Below are 17,091 nucleotides of genomic sequence, written 5' to 3' on the forward strand. Positions count from 1 at the left end.
ACGACAACCAGGCCGGCAGGCTGCCGTTATGGGGCAGCATCTGTCACGCCGGGTGTCTGGCCGTCGGGCTCGGCAGGAGCACAGTTTTTCATCATCTCATGCCAATTTTCGTTGAAGCGATTGCGCACAAATGTCCGGGTGTGCGGCACCTTGCAGGCGGAGCAGTTCAGATGCCCCACACCGTCGTGGACGAAGAGGCTGGACTTGGTGGACTTGATCGCGCAATGGCTTTTGACCAGAATCCCCTCGTCATTGAGGCTGCCCTGGTCATTGAACCTGAAGAACGGACAGGCACACATATAGCAGCTCAGATAAGCACTGGTGTGGCATTTTTTGGGCGTGGCATACAGCGGACAGAACGTGGGCTCGTGCTTGACCATGTTGTCAAACTCAAAATAGTCAATGATCTGATCCTGCGAGAGCCCGTCTTGCTTGAGCTTTTCCACAATCTTGCGGTGTTTTTGGCCGTGATTCAGAAACCAGGTGATGTAACTCATGAGAGGTGATGTCCTGTGGGAGAAAGCAAGCCGGGTGCGGTTTGAACGACCCCACGGCGTTGGGCATGCACAGCGGCTCGGTGCGCCGATGCAAGGGCTGGCTGAAAGGTCTCAGCGCATGGCAAAGCCACCCACTGGTCATGGATCGGGTAGATGGCGATGCGATTGTCAAACACCGCCTCCAGCGCGCGGTGGGTGGCAGGGTCGGCACAGGCGCCTTGATGCGTGATACTGCCTCTGGCCATGATCAGCATCTCGTGCGCTTGCAGCGCCATCGAAATCTCGTGCAACACGCTGACCACGGTGACGCCACTCTCCAGCAGGCAGCGCACCACACCGAGCCAGTCAGCCTGGTGCGGCGGGTCCAGATTGGCCAGGGGTTCATCCATCAGCAGCACCTGCGCCTGCACCGCCAATGCGCGCGCCAGCAGCACCCGCTGGCGTTCACCGCCCGATAGCTGGCCCAAGCTGCGTTCGCGCCAGTCCCAGGCCTGGGTGGATTTGAGCGCGATTTCGGCCGCCGCCAGATCTTGTGGCCCGGGACCCGCCAGCCAGGCCTGATGCGGCAGGCGGCCAAGCAGCACCACGTCCCAGACCGTCAGGTCATCCCCCGACGACTCGTTTTGCCCCAGCCAGGCCATTTGCTGGGCACGGCTGCGGTTGGGCAGGCTGTGCAAATCGTGCCCCAACAAACGCACCTGGCCAAGGTGGGGCATCAGCCCGGCCAACACCTTGAGCAGCGTTGATTTGCCAGCACCATTGGGGCCAACGATGCTGGTCCAGCGGCCCCGAGGCAGGCGCAGGGACAGATCGTGAAGTATCTCGGCATTTCCGATGCTAGCCCTTATATTGATTGCCTCAATAGCTATTGAAACTGAAGCATCTGTCATACCCGACCCCCACTGAAGCTGCGGCGGGCGCACACGTGGTCGACAACAGCCTCACAGGCTTGGGGCGAGCCAAGGGAGATCACAGTCATATCAACTCATCTTCCCAAGGCAAAAAGGGCGTCCAGATCCAAGTCGTTCTCCAGTTGGGCGGCATAGGCATCCAGATTGTCTTCCACGCGACGCTGGTAAGACAGGGCGGCGTCGGCCAGGGCACCGCCCTCACCGGCCACACGGCCCAGCCAATGGCGGCGAAAACCGTCCGCTTCGAACACACCGTGCAGGTATGTGCCCATCACCCGCCCACTGGCCGAAACGGCACCTTCGGGTGTCGCCTGCCCCTGAGCATGGACCAACTGCAACCAGGGCCGCGCCATGTCTGGGCCTGTGGTTCGGCCCATGTGCATCTCAAAACCGGTCACACGGCTGCCACTGACCAGGTCCAGCGCGTCGATATCGGCCAGCCGTTTGGTGTCCCCGATGACCGTCTGAATCGCCAGCAGGCCCAGGCCGGCCGTGTCACCAGGCGGGCCTTCGATCCCCTGCGGATCGCTCACCGTGTGCCCCAGCATTTGCAAGCCGCCGCAAATGCCGACCACATGCCCACCTTGGCGCACATGGGCAATCAGGTCATGGTCCCAGCCTTGGGCGCGCAGAAAAGCCAGATCGGTCCGGGTGGCCTTGCTGCCAGGCAGCAGCACCACGTCGGCACTGCGCGGAATCGGCTCACCCGCCTGCACCCACAGCAGATTCACCCCTGGCTCAGCCGCCAGCGGATCGAGGTCATCAAAATTGGCCACCCGTGACAAACGCAGCACCGCCACTGTCAGCACGGATGGTTTAGGCACAGCTTGGCGACGGGCCGTCACAGCGTCCAGCGCCAGCGAATCCTCCTGCGGTAGTCGGCGGGCGCCGTCAAACCAGCGCACCAGCCCGCGCATCGGCCAGCCGGTGGCGGCCTCGATGGTGTCGGCAGCGGGCGCAAACACCTGCGGGTCTCCGCGAAACTTGTTGACCACAAAACCAACCACCCGCGCACGCTCTGAGCTCGACCACAGCAGATGGTGCCCCAGCACCGCCGCCGTGACACCACCGCGTGACTCGTCGGCGAGCAGCAATACCGGCAGGTTGGCGGCTTCGGCCAGCCCCATGTTGCTGATGTCTTGTGGCCGCAGGTAGTGTTCACCACCGCTGCCCGCGCCCTCCACGATCACCAGATCGGCCTGCTGGCGCAAACGCAGCAGACTGTCGAGCACCGCAGGCATCAGGCCCGGCTTGAGACGCTGGTAATCACTGGCCGAGGCACGGCCCAGCACCCGCCCGCGCAACACCACCTGGCAGTCGATGTCGTTCTCAGGTTTCAACAACACCGGGTTCATGTGCACCGAGCGTTCGGCCCGACAAGCGCGTGCCTGCAATGCCTGGGCACGGCCAATCTCGCCACGCACCGGGCTGCCGTCGGCTGGGGTCGGTGCATCGGCATCCACCGTCACGGCGGCGTTGTTGCTCATGTTTTGTGCCTTGAAGGGCAACACCCGCAGACCTCGCTTGGTATAGGCTCGGCACAAACCCGCCACCAGCAGGCTTTTGCCCACGTCGGAGGCGGTGCCCTGGACCATCAGGCAACGCCCCAGGGGCTGGCCCGTGGGTGCGGGGGTAAACAGCGCGGCCTGGCTCAGTTGCTCGGCCAGCGTGGCCAAGCGGGTGGGGGCCGGGTTCATCGTGCCAGCGCCAGCAAGGCGTCCAGGTCCAGGTGGGCCTCCACATGGTCGGCCAGCGCATCAAGGGTCTGCTCGATCTGCGCTTCGTAGTCCAGGCCAGACAGCTGCGCGCCGAGCTGGTGCAACCAGTGGCGGCGAAAACCGTCGGCCGCAAAGATGCCATGCAGGTAACTGCCACAGACCCGTCCGTCAGCCGACACCGCACCTTCGGGCCGGATACCGCCCTGACCGTCGTCGATCTGCAACCAAGGCCGGGCCAGCCCAGGCCCAGTGGTTCTGCCCATGTGCATCTCAAAACCCGCCACCTGCTGGCCGCTGCTGTGGTCAAGACCGCTGATCTGCGCCAGGCGTTTGTCATGGCCGATGACCGTCACCACATCCAGCAAACCCAGGCCTGGCGTGTCACCGGGCGGGCCCTCCAGCCCGTCAGGGTCAGACACCAGCTGGCCCAGCATCTGAAAGCCTGCACACAGGCCCACCACCCGCCCGCCACGGCGCACATGGGCCTGGATGTCGATGTCCCAGCCTTCGCGGCGCAACACCTCCAGCTCGGCACGTGTGGTTTTCGAGCCGGTCAGCAACACCACGTCTGCATCCGCAGGAATCGGTTCCCCCGAGCGCAACCAGCGCACCTGTACACCGGGTTCGGCACTCAAGGGGTCCAGGTCGTCAAAATTGGCCGAGCGTGACAGCTGGGGCACCACAATCCGCAGCCCGCTGCCACCACTGTGCGACAGGCGCTCCAGGGCCAGGGCATCTTCAGCGGGCAAGCGGGTGGCAGTGTCAAACCAGGGCAACACCCCCAGCAGCGGCCAGCCGGTGAGCTCCGTCATCACCCGGCAGGCGGGCTCGTAGAGCGAGAAGTAGCCGCGAAACTTGTTGACGATGTAGCCCACGATGCGCGCGCGCTCCACCTCGTCGTGCAGCACATGGCTGCCCACCACGGCGGCGATGGCGCCACCACGGTCGTTGTCGGTGAGCAGCACCACTGGCAGATCCGCCAGTTCGGCCAGCTTCATGTTGGTGATGTCGCAGTGGCGCAAATACACCTCGGTGGCGCTGCCAGCACCTTCCACCAGCACCAGGTCAGCCTGGGCGGCGGTGCGCTGGAAGCTGTCCATCACCGCAGGCAACAGGGTGGGCTTGAGTTCGTGGTAATGCACTGCGGGCCAGTTGCCCAGCGAACGCCCGCGCAGCACCACCTGGGAGCCGATCAGCGCCTGCGGCTTGAGCAACACCGGGTTCATGTGGATCGAGGGCGCCACCCCGCAAGCACGCGCCTGCAAAGCCTGGGCGCGACCAATCTCACCCCGGCGCGGCTCGCCGTGGGCATCTGGCGGCTCGTCGGAATCGGCTGTGACGGCGGCGTTGTTGCTCATGTTCTGCGCCTTGAATGGCCGCACCACCAGGCCGCGCCGGGTGTAGGCCCGGCACAAACCCGCCACCAAGAGGCTTTTGCCCACGTCGGAGCTGGTGCCCTGGATCATCAGCGCCCGCGCGGTACGCGGCGGTGGCTCAGACAACAGCGGCACACTGAAGGGCATGTCGAACGGCAATTTCGGGCGAGCGGTCTCAGCGGTCATGGCAGAACCTGGCAAGGTGGAAACAAAGGCTGGCGCAGCTGGCTGGCACGCTGCGCCAGCCAACGCGAGCCGCGTAAAACATGGCCATATCGCCCTCTAGCCCTTATAGGTATTGGCTCACTAGCTATGCATTTAAAACCGCCAGTCACGACGCACCTCCGGCAAAAGCACGGCTATTGCGGTGCATCAGCCACAGCAGGTAGCCACCACCCAACACCGCCGTGAGCACCCCCACCGGTAGTTCCTGCGGTGCAATCAGCCAGCGTGCCAGCGTGTCGGCCGCCATCAGCAACGCCCCGCCCATCAGACTGGCCAGCAACATCAGACGCGAGTGGGTGGTTTTGATGACCGAGCGCACCAGGTGCGGCGCGGCCAAGCCCACAAAGGCAATCAGCCCGGTTTGCGCCACCGCGGTGCCGGTGGCCAGCGCCAACACCGCCACCAGCGCAACACGCAAAGAACCCAGGGGCAAACCCAGGCTGTGGGCGGTGGCTTCACCCAGGCTCAAACCGTCCAGCACCCGCCCGAGCAAGCCGGCGGCCAAGACACACACCACCCAGACACCCACCATCAGTGCCCAGGCGGTCCAGCCCACCATGGCGGTCGAGCCCAGCATGAAGGCCTGCATCGCCTGCAGTGAGTCCGGTGAAAACAACAGCACCAATTGGGTTGCCGCACCCAGCACCACCCCCACCACCACACCGGCCAACAACAAACGCAGCGTGTGCTGCACACCTTTGGACAGCGCCAATGTCAGAAACACAGCCAGCACCGCCCCCACGAAGGCAGCGCCAGTCAGGCCCAGGCGCACCAGCACATTGCCGGAAAACACACTGACCACCACACCACCATTCATCATGTTGCCGCCCAACATGCCCGCGCTGCCACCCAACACTGCCAATGTCAGCGCCACGCCCAGCGAGGCGCCGGAGGCACTGCCCAGCAGATAGGGGTCGGCCAGCGGGTTGCGAAACAGCCCCTGCGCCACCGCCCCGGCCAGCCCCAGCAAGGCACCGGCCGCCCAGGCGCCCAAGGTGCGTGGCAGGCGAATCTCATACACAATTTGCTCCGCCATGGCGCTGGCCGAGGGATCAAGCTCCGGGTGCAGCAGGGGTTGCAGCAGGTTCTCAAAACCAGAGCTGCCCACACACACGCCCAGCAGCGTCAGGATCAGGCTCAGCACGGTGAGTGACCAGATCAGAAAAGGCAGGCCGCGTACCGTCAAGGTTTGCCCCCAATCACGCTTGTTTTGGGCGCCTTGTCCGCCAGGCACTGGGCCATGATGCGCGCGGCCTCACTCATGCGTGGACCTGGGCGCACCAGCGTGTTTGCCTGCTCTGCCGCAAACACGCAGACCCGGTTGTCGCGCAGCGCCCGGATGGTTTGCCAGCCTGGGCGCTGGCCCAAACCAGCGGCACTGCGCTCCCCCACCATGATCAGATCGGGGTTGGCACGCACCACAAATTCGGGGTTGAGCTTGGGAAACGGCCCAAGCTTGGCAGGCACAATGTTTTTCACCCCCAGACGTGTGAGTGTTTCACCAATGAAGGACGCCTCACTCGCGGCATAGGGTCCCTGGTTGACCTCAAAATACACCCGCATCGTCTTGGCCGACGCGGGCACCGACTGTGCGGCCGCCGACACCCCGGCGTCAATAGCGCGCCAGATTTTGCTGGCGTCAGGCACACCCAGCACCTGGCCAATCTTGAGCACAACACGCTGCACATCGGCATGGGTTTTGGGCTCCAGCGAAAGCACCTTGATGCCCAATGTACGCAGCCGGTCACTGGCACGCGATGACACCGCCATCAACACCACATCCGGGCGCAAGGCCACAATGGCTTCAATGTTGGGGTCGATGCCGCCGCCCACCTGTGGCAGTTGCTGCAGGCTGACGGGAAAGTTGGAATAACGGTCCACACCCACCAGCCGCGCACATTGGCCGAGTTCACACACGGTTTCGGTCAGCGAGGGCAACAGGCTGACCACCCGTTGGGGCGCCTGGGCAAAACTCACCACCACCCCGCGGTCATCGGTCACCTCATAGGCTTGGGCCGGACAGACCATCAGCAGCCACACCAGCAGCGTGGCAGATGAAGTGCACAGCCGCCGAACCAGCTTCAAGCGACATCCTTCAAGCACAGTGGCAGACCGGCGGCCATCAGGGTGACGCGCTGGCACACCCGCGCCACACTCTGGTTGAGCAGGCCCAGGGCATCAACAAAGGCCCGCACCTCCCGCCCCATCGGAATCACACCCAGGCCGATCTCATTGCCAACAAACACCAGCGGCCCCGGAGCGTTTTGGATTGCATCCAAAAGCATAGCTACCTGCCCTTCATAGGTCTGGGCTAGAGCTTGATTTTCTTCAGAATGGCTGGTATCAGACCCTGCCTCGCTCGCGCCGTCGGTCTGCAGCAATTCGGCGGGCATGAGCCAATTGGTCAGCCACAGCGTCAGGCAATCCACCACGATCAGGGTGTCGGCCCGGCTGTGTTGGACGATGGCTTGGGCCAGTTGGCGCGATTCTTCCACCGTGCGCATGGCGCTCAAATGCTGGGCCCGGTCCGCCTGGTGGCGGGCAATACGTTGGCGCATTTCCTCGTCCCAGACACGCGCCGTGGCGATCATCACCGCCTGATGCTGTCCGGATTGGCCCAGCCAATCCCGCGCCAGCAACTCGGCGCGGCGGCTTTTGCCACTTTTCTGGCCACCCAGGATCAGTTCACTGCGGGCGATGGTGTGTGCCGTCATGGCTGATGCTCCATCACAGGGGCTGGCCTGGAAAACAGCTCCACCGTTGCCTCCGGGCAGGACGCAAACCAGGCGTGGAAATAACTGGCGCGCACACTACCGAGTTGCCACAGCGCCTCACCCGCGTCAGGTAGCGGGTCGGTATCGGGCCGGGCGGTGCGGGCCACCGGCTGCAAGGTGGTCTCGGTGGTCGAGTAATGGAAGGTGTGGCCGCGCAGGGTGCCGCTGGCCAGCTTGAGCTGCTGCGGCCCGAGTGCCGCCAAACGTTTGTGCATGGTCACGGTGCCGGGCAACAGGCCCCACTGCGCAAACTGCTGGCCGTCCGAGGTGATCAGGGTGTCAAACAAGGCCATCATGCCGCCACATTCGGCCCAGACCGGTTTGCCCGCCGCGATGTGGGCCGCCAGGCTGTCGCGCAACGCGGTGTTGGCCGCAATCGTCTGCGCATGCAACTCGGGGTAACCGCCAGGAATCCATAAAGCGTCACAGTCGGGCAGCGCAGCGTCTGCCAGCGGTGAAAAAAACACCAGCTCGGCCCCCAGATCAGACAGGCAGTCCAGGTTGGCGGCGTAAATAAAACAGAAGGCGGCGTCACGAGCCACCGCGATGGTTTGGCCTTGCAGCGGTTTGACAGCCGGGGCGGCGGGTTGCGGCACCTCTGCGCCTGTGAACTCGACCTGCCAGCGCTGCAAATCTTGGAGCGTCATCTGCCCAAGCGGCGTGGCCTCCAGCGCATCTGCGGCTGCATCAAGCCGCTCCAGCGCGTCACCCACCTCACTCGCCACGGTCAGGCCCAGATGCCGTTCGGGCAGTTGCAAAGCGGTGTTGCGCATCACCGCACCCAACCATTGATCAGGATCGCGCACGCTGCTTTTGAGCATCAGCGCATGGCGCTCACTGGCCACGCGGTTGGCCAACACACCGGCCCATGGCAAGTTGGGGCGGTAGTTTTGCAAACCAAAAGCCAGTGCGCCAAAGGTGCCCGCCATGGAACCCGCATCAATCACCGCCAGCACCGGCAAACCAAAACGCTGCGCCAGATCCGCCGCGCTGGGTGTGCCATCAAACAGGCCCATCACCCCTTCCACAATGATCAGGTCGGCATCCGCCGCCGCAGCCGCCAGCCGGGCGCGGCAATCCGCCTCGCCGTTGATCCACAAATCGAGCTGATACACCGGCGCACCACTGGCCAGCGCATGCCAGTATGGGTCCAGAAAATCCGGCCCACACTTGAACACCCGCACCCGCCGCCCCTGGCGAGCGTGTAACCGTGCCAAAGCAGACACCACGGTGGTTTTGCCCTGGCCGGAGGCAGGAGCGGCGACGAGGATAGCGGGACAGGTGGTCATGGTGGAGCAGGTTTCAGATCAGCTTATATCGCCCAGGACAAGGAAACAAACGCGTTGCGTCCGGGCATGGCATAACCATTGGTCAACACATAGTTGGCGTCGGTCAGGTTGTTGATGCGTGCCAACAAGCTCAGGTCCTTGTTGATTTTCCATGTGGCGCCAACATTGAGCAGGCTGTAACCCGCCAACACATCACGGGGGCCTCCGTAAACAAGGGCGTTATCCACACGGTCACTGGAGAGCTTGAGTTCACCAAACACACTCACCGTACCCAGGCGGTGGTTCACATTGAAGTTCAACACATTGCGTGCCACGCGCACCAGACGCGCATTGCCGGGTTTGGTCCGTGGGTCAGCGTAGTCATAGGACACGGCATAACGGGTATCACCAACCTGGTTCTGCAGACTCAAAGTCACGCCTCGCAGCACCGCCAGATCACTTTGGCTGTTCTTCGCAGGATCAATGAAACCCTCGATCTCGTTGTAGTACAACGAAGCACCAGCCGTCAGGCTCCCTTGGAGGTATTTGAGACCCAACTCGCTGGCACGGTTGCGCTGCGGGGTGAGCGCAGGATTACCGGCGTAATAACCAACGTTGGGGTAATAAAGCTGGTTGAAAGAAGGCGCCTGAAAACTGGTGCCCATGCTGGCCACCGCTCGCCAGTTGGTGCTCAACCTGTACCCCCCCGACAGCGCCCAGTTGTCAAAACCACCAAACTGCGAGTTGTCATCATGGCGAAGCACCGCCAACGCGTTCCATCGGGGCCTGTTCAGTGCGTAGGACAACATCGCACTCTTGATGTCACGTTGCTTGACCGTGAAGTTGGTAGAACTGTCCACCTTTTCCGTTCGGGTTTCCAGCAAGAACGTCAGGACGTCGGCCCCCACACTGATGTCGTTCTGCCAAGTGGCCTGGGTGCGGCGGGTGTTGAACTTGCTGTTGGCATCAAATGCGCCATCACGCATGCGGTAATAGTCACTGACCGATTTGTCGTCACTTTGACCCAGCAACAGGCTTGACTTCCAGTTGGGTTGCCACTGGGCATCCCATTTGAGACTCACATTGTTGAGCGTCGGGCGCGTCCAGGCATCGGTGGTCGCTGCAGTCAGGTTCAGGGGGCTAGGATAGGCATAACCATCAAACTGATAATCCATGTCACTGTGCAGCACGCTCAGCGCCAGCGCATGCGCAGCCGACAACTGCGCAGTGAGTTTGACATCGACACTGGCGACCTCAAAACTGTCCGCATCGGGGTTGTAACTGTCAGCCGCTGGATTGTTGATCGCACTGATACCGGCTGCGTTTTCTTTGGACACACCCACGCTGTAACCCAAGGCACCGTCACGCCCACGAATGGCGGCACCTGCCTGACGCAGACCATCTGACCCGGCACCCACGCTGGCTGACAGGTGCAAGCCGTCTTCAGGTTCACGGGTAAATATTTGGATGACCCCGCCAACCGCGTCAGGACCATACAGTGCAGACGCAGCGCCGCGCAGTATTTCAATGCGTTCAATGCGGTCCAGCGGCATGTTTTCAAAGGCCACAGAACCCAGCGTGGCGGAGCCAACCCGCACACCATCGATCAACACGATGGATTGTGAGGCGGAGGCTCCACGCAAATACACCCCCGTCGCAGAGCGATAGCCGCCAGTGCTGGAGAGCTGAATGCCGGGCTGCTGCGCCAACACATCACGCAAGGAACCTTGACCAACTTGGTCAAGCGCTGTGCGGTCAATGATCGACACATCGGCAATCACATCCGTGACCGGTACCGCCACCCGGGTGGCTGTCACCACCACCTCCTCCAAAGTACCCTGCGCCTGGCTTTGTGCCAGCACCGGGAACGCCGCAAAAACAGCCAAAGCAGACACACACAGGCGCACGGGTGCGCCATGGCGCACACAAGAAGCAATCAATTTCATAGTGTTAAAAGAACCATCAAAGTGCCCTCACCGTCGTCCCCGACAGCGCATGGGCGTCACGGTTGCAGACTTTTTCAGAGCATGCAGCCACCGTGTTGGCCGGTATCCGGGCTGGTGGAGTCAACCGCCATCACCTTCCCAAATGTCTGTCACGACATCCAGTGGCCTTGATGGCAGCAGAACCGAATAGATTCGTCCACTTACCGTTGCGGGGGCAGCGCAGGTTAGGTTGAGCTCGTTCAAGCCGCCCCCTCCTGCTTCCCGTTGAACTGCGCTGTGTGAACCACGGCGCGAGCACCAACGGCCCGATTCTAACGGTGCCAAGCAGGTAACTTGTCTACTTGTCAACGCCGGTGACAAATGTCGACCGCCCCGGAATGGGTGACTGTTGTGAGGTTGATTCGTATCCTGGGTGCCTGGGGCTGACAACACATCGCGAGTTTCAACACCTCGGCCATGCGCCGAACGGCAGGGTGCCCGTTGTGACACACCAACTCACGGATGGGGTAGGAGGAGATGTCTTGCATCAAGGTGGCAAACATGGCGGATCCAACACCCGAGCGCCGGGCGGCGGGTCTCACCGTCAGGGCCATCTCCCACACGCCCTTGGCGTTCAAGGGTATCAGTTGCAAAACCCCCACCAGCCCGGCATCAGCGCCAGCCCATGCCCCATACCAACAACTCCGAGACCACGCCATGTCGCGCACCCATTGGATCAACGCAGCGTCCCCCAGAGTGGCGCCAAAACGCTGGTAACGGTCATCCGCACTCAACGACAACAGGTGCAATTGCAAGGCGTGGCGGTGTTCTGGCCGCAAGACACTGATGTCAGTGATCAACGCAGACATACACCAGGCTTGAAGAGGTACACAAGCGACGCTCGCCAGTGGCCGGTGATTCCGACCACAACTCGGCATGTACCGTGACAGAGCGGTTGCCCAGGCGTGACACCCGGGCCAGAACTTCCACCACATCACCGACGTGGGCTGGCGCAATGAAGTCCATCCGCGCACTGCTGGCCATCACAAGGGTGCGCCTGACACAGCGAGTTGCAGCCACAAAACCGGCCTTGGCCAACCAGGACATGGCAGGACCGCCGTGCAACACCCCGCGGTGGTTGGCATGGCCCGGAAACACAATTTCAGCCACGGTGACCCAGGGCCATGGCGAAGCAGGATCGGACGCTGGCGCCAAATGGATTGGCAACGTTGGCTGGGTGTCTGTGGTGCCCACCTGTGTTTGCGGCACCTCCGAGGCCGACTGACTTTGGCTCACCATCACAAAGTCTCCAGACAAACATGGCGTGCGCTCGCCGCTGAGCAGCGCCTCCGCCACCAAACTGGTGCTGAGCGTGACTGAACGACGGCCTTTGTGTATCACCTGGGCACTGCATTCGATCAAATGGCCCGCAGGCGCGGGTGCGGCAAAGTCGAGTCGGCTCACGGCGGCTGTGACCACCGTTCCACGCAACACCTTGCTGCCGACGATGAAAGCCAGCCGATCCAGGGCCGACAAGGCAGCGCCTCCAAACAGGGTACCGTGATGATTGGACTGGTCAGGCCACACCATGTCGACCACCGACATGGTGTTTGCGGATGTTGTTACTAGCGTCTCTTCAATAGCTTGATTCATTTGCGTCCTCCCCAAAAAAGTGGAGGCGGAGCTTGGGCCAGCAATCATTGACGCAGCAGCGAAACTGCACGGAGTTACCCGTTGCGTTGAACAAACGACACTCGCACAGGGACACCCCGCCCATTACATAGGTCAATCACCTCAAGGCAGGTCTCCTGGCTCTCGGGTCCTTGTTTGAGGTCTGTCTTCCCAGCGTTAAGCCAGTGACATGATGAACTTCAAACTCGCCGATCACAGTTGCGGGGGCAGCCACAGAATGGGTTGTGTCACAACCCTTCTGTCGTTCCCTTTTCATTCTTGCTGTTGGGCAAGAAACCCTGAGGCCAAATCAGTTTAGCACCCGACGCTCAGGTGCAGACCTCCACATCAGGCTTGTGACGCAGGGTCCATTCGGCCGCTACCCTACTCTGCAGTGCCAGCGCGGGGTTCAACGGCGTAGCAAACCGCCCTGTCGAAAAGACACTGCTTCAAGCGACTAACATTGACCAAACCATGTCGGCCAACTTCATTGATATCCACCATGACTGACCACCAGGTCTCAGACGGAACACGCGTGCTCCTGCTGGGCGGCACCACCGAAGCCAGTCGTTTGGCGCAGCTTCTGGCACAACAGGGCATCGACGCCGTTTTTTCTTATGCAGGACGCACCGATGCACCGATTGCCCAGCCCCTGCCCACTCGCACGGGCGGTTTTGGTGGCGTGGCAGGTTTACAAAACTGGTTGCTGACCGAGCGCATCAGCCATGTGGTGGACGCAACCCACCCCTTCGCTGCGCAGATGAGCACCCATGCCGTGCAAGCCTGTGCGGCGACTGGGGTGCCATTGCTGGCACTGGAGCGGCCAGCCTGGCATGCGCAAGCTGGCGACCGCTGGCAACACGTGCCCGACCTGGCTGCCGCTGTCCGGGCCCTGCCCGCCAAACCGGCACGCGTTTTTCTGGCCATTGGGCGCCAGCAGCTGTCCACATTTTTAGTCTGCACACAACATTGGTATCTGTTGCGACTGGTCGACCCGATACAACAATTGCCCGCCCAACAGGGCCATGTGGTGATCGACAGGGGCCCCTTCACCGTTGCAGGCGACCGAGCCTTGATGCAGACACACCGTATCAGCTGCGTGGTCTCCAAGAACTCAGGTGGTGTTGGCGCGCAGGCCAAATTGACAGCGGCACGTGAACTGGGCTTACCGGTGATCATGATTGAGCGGCCACTTGTCCCACCACGCCAGACGGCGGGCGCTGTGAACGAGGTACTGCAGTGGATTGCCACAACACCTCATCACTGAGATGCTCTTGTCGGGCAGTTCACACCCCCGGTAACGCACCTTGCCAAAACCCCACAGGCGCTGGATTACAGCAAACACATGTCCACACATGAGCGGATCTTGACGCGAATTACTTTATCGACCACGCCAGCCAGGCGACTGCGCTGGTTGGTGAATTTTTAGCCTTGGGGGCGGCACCCGCTTGGGCTAGCAACAAAACTTACAGCTCCGATTTGCCACGATGGCCTGAGCCTGTCGTTCCATCTGAATCTTCCACCAGTGATGCCAGGCAATATGCACATCACGGGCCAGGTTGGGACCCAAGCAACGTTTCGCTAAACAACAGCAAACACGGTCGGGACGTCCTCAAGGCTGCGCCTTCTTGGCAGAGGCAACAGGTGCCTTGTGACCCAGACACTGTGCCATCAGCCGGGCAGCTTCTGCCAGTCGTGGACCCGGTCGCACCAGCGCATTGGTCTGATCCAGTGAAAAAGCACAGACACGGTCTTCACGAAGGGCTCGAATACTGTGCCAACCCGGGCGTTGCAGCAGGTCGGTCGCACTGCTCTCAACGGTCATGATCAGGTCCGGATTGGCACGTACGATGAACTCGGGGTTGAGTTTGGGGAACGGCCCCAGACGGGCGTTCAGAATATTCTTCACCCCCAAGCTGGTCAGAATTTCGCCGATGAACGAGCTTTCACTGGCGCCGTAAGGGCCTTGACCCACCTCGTAATACACCCGCAGGCCTTTGACCGTTGGCGGCAAAGACTGCGCTGCTGCCTGCAAGCCTGCGTCGATGGCACGCCAGACCTGCTGCGCATTGGACACCGCGAGCAACTCACCCAGGGTCAGGATCGCTGTGCGCACATCGGCCAAGGTCTTGGGCTCCAGCACCAGTACCTTAAGACCCAGGTCCTGCAGCCGCTCGGCAACATGCGAGGTATTGGCCATCAACACCACATCGGGGTGCAGGGCCACGATGGCCTCAATGTTGGGGTCCAGCCCACCGCCCACTCGCGGCAGTTGCGTCACCCGTTCTGGATAGTTGGAATAACGATCCACCCCGACCAACAGCTGACATTGACCCAGTTCACACACAGTCTCGGTCAATGACGGCAACAGGCTCACCACACGCTGGGGCGGTTTCTCCAGACGTACACGCACACCCCGGTAGTCCGTCACCTCCACCGCCGCCAGCACCGGCAAGCACATCCCCAGCAGACCACAAACAACCAACAAACGCATCAGACAAAACAAACGGATCACGAGACATCTCCCCGAGTCAGCTATCACACCAGCCCATGGTGGTGTGACAAAATTTGCTTCACAAAAAATAGCTTCCTGCCCTTTATTCATAATGGCTAGATCATGATTTAACCCTCAACCCATAGACTAGAGCAGATGACACGCCAAGCGTTTGGGACACGGCTTCGGGTCATCGGCGCAGCCAAACGCAGCGGTACACGTGGGTACACAGGAACAGGCAGAGTTGATCATGGCAAAGCGAGCATCAAAGTGCCCTCACCGTCCTCCCCGACAGTGCATGGGCGGCACGGTTGCACACTCTTATTTAAGAGTCTGCAGCCACCGTGTTGGCCGGTATCCGGGCTGGTGGAGTCAACCGCCATCACCTTCCCAAATGTCTGTCACGACATCCAGTGGCCTTGATGGCAGTAGAACCGAAAAGGTTCGTCCACTTACCGTTGCGGGGGCAGCGCAGCTTAGGTTGAGCTCGTTCAAGCCGCCCCCTCCTGCTTCCCGTTGAACTGCGCGATGTGAACCGCCGCGCGAGCACCAACCGCTCAATTTTAGCTGGGCGCTCGGCTATGATCGTCGCCTTCAGGTGCTCGCAACCGCCAGGTTTCGGGAGAATCGGGAAGGCGGTGCAAGTCCGCCACGTGCCCAACGCTGTAAGGATGATGAACCACGTTGTATGCCACTGGCGCGAGCCGGGAAGGTGCGTGGTTCAGATGATTCCAAGTCAGAAGACCGGCCTGAAAAACATCACACGCTGCACGGCCAGGCAGCGCTTTTGTTTCACCAGACAGGGGAATGTCATGACATCTATCTCGGCACCAGCCACTCAAGACCAGCACGCTTTCAGCCAGGAGGCCCGCGAAGCGGTCTACCAAGCCATCTTCAAACGCCGCGATGTGCGCGGCCAGTTTTTACCCAAACCCGTACCCGACGAGGTGCTGAGCCGCGTGCTGACCGCCGCCCACCACGCACCCTCGGTGGGCTTCATGCAGCCGTGGAATTTCTTGGTGGTGAAGTCCGATGCCGTCAAGCGTCGGGTGCACGAGGCCTTTGAGGTGGCCCACAAGCAGGCCGCTCAGATGTTTGAGGGTGACAAACGCGCCACTTACCAGACGCTCAAACTCGAAGGCATTGTGGAGTCACCCGTGGGCATCTGCATCACCTGTGACCGCGCCCGCACCGGCCCGGTGGTGATCGGGCGCACCCACATCCCCACCATGGACCTCTACAGCAGCGTATGTGCGGTGCAGAACCTGTGGCTGGCGGCACGTGCCGAAGGCCTTGGCGTCGGCTGGGTCAGCATCTTCAACGAAAGCGCGCTGCGGGATGCGCTGGACATCCCCAGCCACATCACACCCATTGCCTACCTGTGTGTCGGTTATGTCAGCCACTTCAAGGACAAGCCAGAGCTGGAAACGGCGGGTTGGTTGCCACGGCTGCCGATCCAGGACGTGCTTTACTTTGACAGCTGGGGCCAACGCGACGACCAGCAGGCGCTGGTGGCACACCTGCAGCGCGAGGAAGCGTTGGCCGTGGCTTGCGGCGCCAACCCTCCCCTTGTAAACGCTGACAGCCTCTGCTGAAGGCACAGCGGGAGCCCGGCCCAGCTCGGCAAACCCTACAATGCGCGTCTATGTCGGACCTGACCCAAATCGACCAAATCACCGAACGTGTGGAACGCCTGCTGGTGCGTTATGAAGAACTCATGCGCACCAATGCCTTGCTCAACCAGCAGGTTGACACGCTCACCCAGGAGCGGGATTCGCTTAAATCGCGCCTGGGCGCGGCACGCGCCCGTGTAGATGCTTTGCTGGAACGCCTGCCGCAAGAGGCTGGCAGCAGCACCGTCAAACCGGCCTTCAAGACGGCGGCATCGCGGGGTGAAGCATGAAGCAGTTGGAAGTGCAGATCATGGGCCAGAGTTACCTGCTGGGTTGCCCCGACGGCGGTGATGCACGCCTGCTGGATGCGGTGGAGCGGGTCGATACCGCCATGTGCAAGATCCGTGATGGTGGCAAAGTGCGCGCCCGTGACCGTATTGCGGTGCTGGCGGCCTTGAACCTGGCATTTGACTTGACCGACCAGAGTGCACGTCAGGCGCTGGCGGGCGCTGATAACACGCCTGCCCAGCCAAGCAGCCAGCCCTCGGAAAAGCTGGGGGCCTTGCTGGCCCGGCTGGATGAGGCGCTGAACCGGGACAACCGCCTGATCTGAAGCAGC

The 17,091-nt window shown here is 61.7% G+C and carries 16 protein-coding genes, 1 pseudogene and 4 riboswitches; of the genes and pseudogenes, 4 read left to right on the forward strand and 13 right to left on the reverse strand.

Annotated elements, in window-relative coordinates; all coding sequences use genetic code 11:
- Nucleotides 1-26 precede the first annotated feature (26 nt).
- The 11 genes from RF819_RS17540 to RF819_RS17590 form a co-directional block, all read right to left on the reverse strand.
- A complete protein-coding gene (locus RF819_RS17540; protein WP_078366163.1) occupies nucleotides 27-497 on the reverse strand; it encodes a hypothetical protein in 471 nt (156 codons plus the stop codon).
- Nucleotides 494-1,387: an ATP-binding cassette domain-containing protein gene (locus RF819_RS17545; RefSeq protein WP_078366164.1), complete on the reverse strand. Its 894-nt coding sequence runs from the start codon at nucleotides 1,385-1,387 to the stop codon at nucleotides 494-496. The genes RF819_RS17540 and RF819_RS17545 overlap by 4 nt, the downstream gene beginning before the upstream one ends.
- 95 nt (nucleotides 1,388-1,482) lie before the next feature.
- Nucleotides 1,483-3,105 carry a cobyric acid synthase gene (locus RF819_RS17550; protein ID WP_200224026.1) on the reverse strand — a complete coding sequence of 541 codons (1,623 nt, stop codon included), beginning with the start codon at nucleotides 3,103-3,105 and terminating at the stop codon, nucleotides 1,483-1,485.
- Nucleotides 3,102-4,649, reverse strand: coding sequence for a cobyric acid synthase (locus RF819_RS17555; protein WP_078367031.1), 1,548 nt, complete (start codon nucleotides 4,647-4,649; stop codon nucleotides 3,102-3,104). Before RF819_RS17555 ends, RF819_RS17550 begins: the two co-directional genes overlap by 4 nt.
- 184 nt (nucleotides 4,650-4,833) lie before the next feature.
- Nucleotides 4,834-5,913 (reverse strand): FecCD family ABC transporter permease, encoded by a 1,080-nt coding sequence (locus tag RF819_RS17560; protein WP_078366165.1) that lies wholly within the window; start codon nucleotides 5,911-5,913, stop codon nucleotides 4,834-4,836.
- On the reverse strand, nucleotides 5,910-6,755 hold the full coding sequence (locus RF819_RS17565) for an ABC transporter substrate-binding protein (RefSeq protein ID WP_078367032.1): 846 nt from the start codon (nucleotides 6,753-6,755) through the stop codon (nucleotides 5,910-5,912). Before RF819_RS17565 ends, RF819_RS17560 begins: the two co-directional genes overlap by 4 nt.
- Before the next feature lie 53 nt (nucleotides 6,756-6,808).
- The gene (locus RF819_RS17570) at nucleotides 6,809-7,441 is read right to left on the reverse strand and encodes a bifunctional adenosylcobinamide kinase/adenosylcobinamide-phosphate guanylyltransferase (protein ID WP_078366166.1); all 633 of its coding nucleotides are present in this window, start codon (nucleotides 7,439-7,441) and stop codon (nucleotides 6,809-6,811) included.
- On the reverse strand, nucleotides 7,438-8,790 hold the full coding sequence (locus RF819_RS17575) for a cobyrinic acid a,c-diamide synthase CobB (protein WP_078366167.1): 1,353 nt from the start codon (nucleotides 8,788-8,790) through the stop codon (nucleotides 7,438-7,440). The genes RF819_RS17570 and RF819_RS17575 overlap by 4 nt, the downstream gene beginning before the upstream one ends.
- 23 nt (nucleotides 8,791-8,813) lie before the next feature.
- Nucleotides 8,814-10,715: a TonB-dependent receptor domain-containing protein gene (locus RF819_RS17580; RefSeq protein WP_078366168.1), complete on the reverse strand. Its 1,902-nt coding sequence runs from the start codon at nucleotides 10,713-10,715 to the stop codon at nucleotides 8,814-8,816.
- Between the two features lie 80 nt (nucleotides 10,716-10,795).
- Nucleotides 10,796-11,032: riboswitch (cobalamin riboswitch) on the reverse strand.
- Between the two features lie 27 nt (nucleotides 11,033-11,059).
- Entirely contained in the window at nucleotides 11,060-11,563 is a 504-nt protein-coding gene (locus RF819_RS17585) for a GNAT family N-acetyltransferase (protein WP_078366169.1), read from the reverse strand.
- Nucleotides 11,544-12,347, reverse strand: a complete 804-nt coding sequence (locus RF819_RS17590) for an acyl-CoA thioesterase (protein ID WP_242472712.1) — start codon at nucleotides 12,345-12,347, stop codon at nucleotides 11,544-11,546. The genes RF819_RS17585 and RF819_RS17590 overlap by 20 nt, the downstream gene beginning before the upstream one ends.
- Before the next feature lie 128 nt (nucleotides 12,348-12,475).
- A riboswitch (cobalamin riboswitch) is annotated at nucleotides 12,476-12,682 on the reverse strand.
- A gap of 185 nt (nucleotides 12,683-12,867) precedes the next feature.
- Between RF819_RS17590 and RF819_RS17595 the strand changes: the two genes are divergently transcribed.
- Complete coding sequence (locus tag RF819_RS17595) at nucleotides 12,868-13,632, forward strand: cobalt-precorrin-6A reductase (RefSeq protein ID WP_078366171.1); 765 nt, start codon at nucleotides 12,868-12,870, stop codon at nucleotides 13,630-13,632.
- Nucleotides 13,633-13,656: 24 nt separating this feature from the next.
- Here RF819_RS17595 and RF819_RS21795 read toward each other — a convergent pair.
- Together RF819_RS21795 and RF819_RS17600 are read right to left on the reverse strand one after the other, a co-directional pair.
- A pseudogene (locus RF819_RS21795) lies at nucleotides 13,657-13,810 on the reverse strand (IS5/IS1182 family transposase); the annotation flags it as partial.
- A 167-nt stretch (nucleotides 13,811-13,977) separates the two neighbouring features.
- Nucleotides 13,978-14,859 carry an ABC transporter substrate-binding protein gene (locus RF819_RS17600; protein ID WP_078366172.1) on the reverse strand — a complete coding sequence of 294 codons (882 nt, stop codon included), beginning with the start codon at nucleotides 14,857-14,859 and terminating at the stop codon, nucleotides 13,978-13,980.
- A 332-nt stretch (nucleotides 14,860-15,191) separates the two neighbouring features.
- A riboswitch (cobalamin riboswitch) is annotated at nucleotides 15,192-15,428 on the reverse strand.
- A gap of 10 nt (nucleotides 15,429-15,438) precedes the next feature.
- A riboswitch (cobalamin riboswitch) is annotated at nucleotides 15,439-15,626 on the forward strand.
- Nucleotides 15,627-15,671: 45 nt separating this feature from the next.
- Between RF819_RS17600 and bluB the strand changes: the two genes are divergently transcribed.
- The 3 genes from bluB to RF819_RS17615 are packed head-to-tail and all read left to right on the forward strand — an operon-like array spanning nucleotide 15,672 to nucleotide 17,085.
- On the forward strand, nucleotides 15,672-16,454 hold the full coding sequence (bluB, locus tag RF819_RS17605; protein WP_078366173.1) for a 5,6-dimethylbenzimidazole synthase: 783 nt from the start codon (nucleotides 15,672-15,674) through the stop codon (nucleotides 16,452-16,454).
- Between the two features lie 50 nt (nucleotides 16,455-16,504).
- Complete coding sequence (locus RF819_RS17610; RefSeq protein WP_078366174.1) at nucleotides 16,505-16,762, forward strand: DUF904 domain-containing protein; 258 nt, start codon at nucleotides 16,505-16,507, stop codon at nucleotides 16,760-16,762.
- On the forward strand, nucleotides 16,759-17,085 hold the full coding sequence (locus tag RF819_RS17615) for a cell division protein ZapA (RefSeq protein ID WP_078366175.1): 327 nt from the start codon (nucleotides 16,759-16,761) through the stop codon (nucleotides 17,083-17,085). The genes RF819_RS17610 and RF819_RS17615 overlap by 4 nt, the downstream gene beginning before the upstream one ends.
- Nucleotides 17,086-17,091: the final 6 nt, after the last annotated feature.

The sequence above is a fragment of the Rhodoferax fermentans genome, from assembly GCF_002017865.1.
Lineage (GTDB): Bacteria > Pseudomonadota > Gammaproteobacteria > Burkholderiales > Burkholderiaceae_C > Rhodoferax > Rhodoferax fermentans.

Bases quoted from the DNA above. Each gene is read 5' to 3' on its own strand.
- RF819_RS17540 (WP_078366163.1), bottom strand. From the start codon at position 497: ATGAGTTACATCACCTGGTTTCTGAATCACGGCCAAAAACACCGCAAG.
- RF819_RS17545 (WP_078366164.1), bottom strand. From the start codon at position 1,387: ATGACAGATGCTTCAGTTTCAATAGCTATTGAGGCAATCAATATAAGG.
- RF819_RS17550 (WP_200224026.1), bottom strand. From the start codon at position 3,105: ATGAACCCGGCCCCCACCCGCTTGGCCACGCTGGCCGAGCAACTGAGC.
- RF819_RS17555 (WP_078367031.1), bottom strand. From the start codon at position 4,649: ATGCCCTTCAGTGTGCCGCTGTTGTCTGAGCCACCGCCGCGTACCGCG.
- RF819_RS17565 (WP_078367032.1), bottom strand. From the start codon at position 6,755: ATGGTCTGTCCGGCCCAAGCCTATGAGGTGACCGATGACCGCGGGGTG.
- RF819_RS17570 (WP_078366166.1), bottom strand. From the start codon at position 7,441: ATGACGGCACACACCATCGCCCGCAGTGAACTGATCCTGGGTGGCCAG.
- RF819_RS17575 (WP_078366167.1), bottom strand. From the start codon at position 8,790: ATGACCACCTGTCCCGCTATCCTCGTCGCCGCTCCTGCCTCCGGCCAG.
- RF819_RS17580 (WP_078366168.1), bottom strand. From the start codon at position 10,715: ATGAAATTGATTGCTTCTTGTGTGCGCCATGGCGCACCCGTGCGCCTG.
- RF819_RS17585 (WP_078366169.1), bottom strand. From the start codon at position 11,563: ATGTCTGCGTTGATCACTGACATCAGTGTCTTGCGGCCAGAACACCGC.
- RF819_RS17590 (WP_242472712.1), bottom strand. From the start codon at position 12,347: ATGAATCAAGCTATTGAAGAGACGCTAGTAACAACATCCGCAAACACC.
- RF819_RS17595 (WP_078366171.1), top strand. From the start codon at position 12,868: ATGACTGACCACCAGGTCTCAGACGGAACACGCGTGCTCCTGCTGGGC.
- RF819_RS17600 (WP_078366172.1), bottom strand. From the start codon at position 14,859: ATGCGTTTGTTGGTTGTTTGTGGTCTGCTGGGGATGTGCTTGCCGGTG.
- bluB (WP_078366173.1), top strand. From the start codon at position 15,672: ATGACATCTATCTCGGCACCAGCCACTCAAGACCAGCACGCTTTCAGC.
- RF819_RS17610 (WP_078366174.1), top strand. From the start codon at position 16,505: ATGTCGGACCTGACCCAAATCGACCAAATCACCGAACGTGTGGAACGC.
- RF819_RS17615 (WP_078366175.1), top strand. From the start codon at position 16,759: ATGAAGCAGTTGGAAGTGCAGATCATGGGCCAGAGTTACCTGCTGGGT.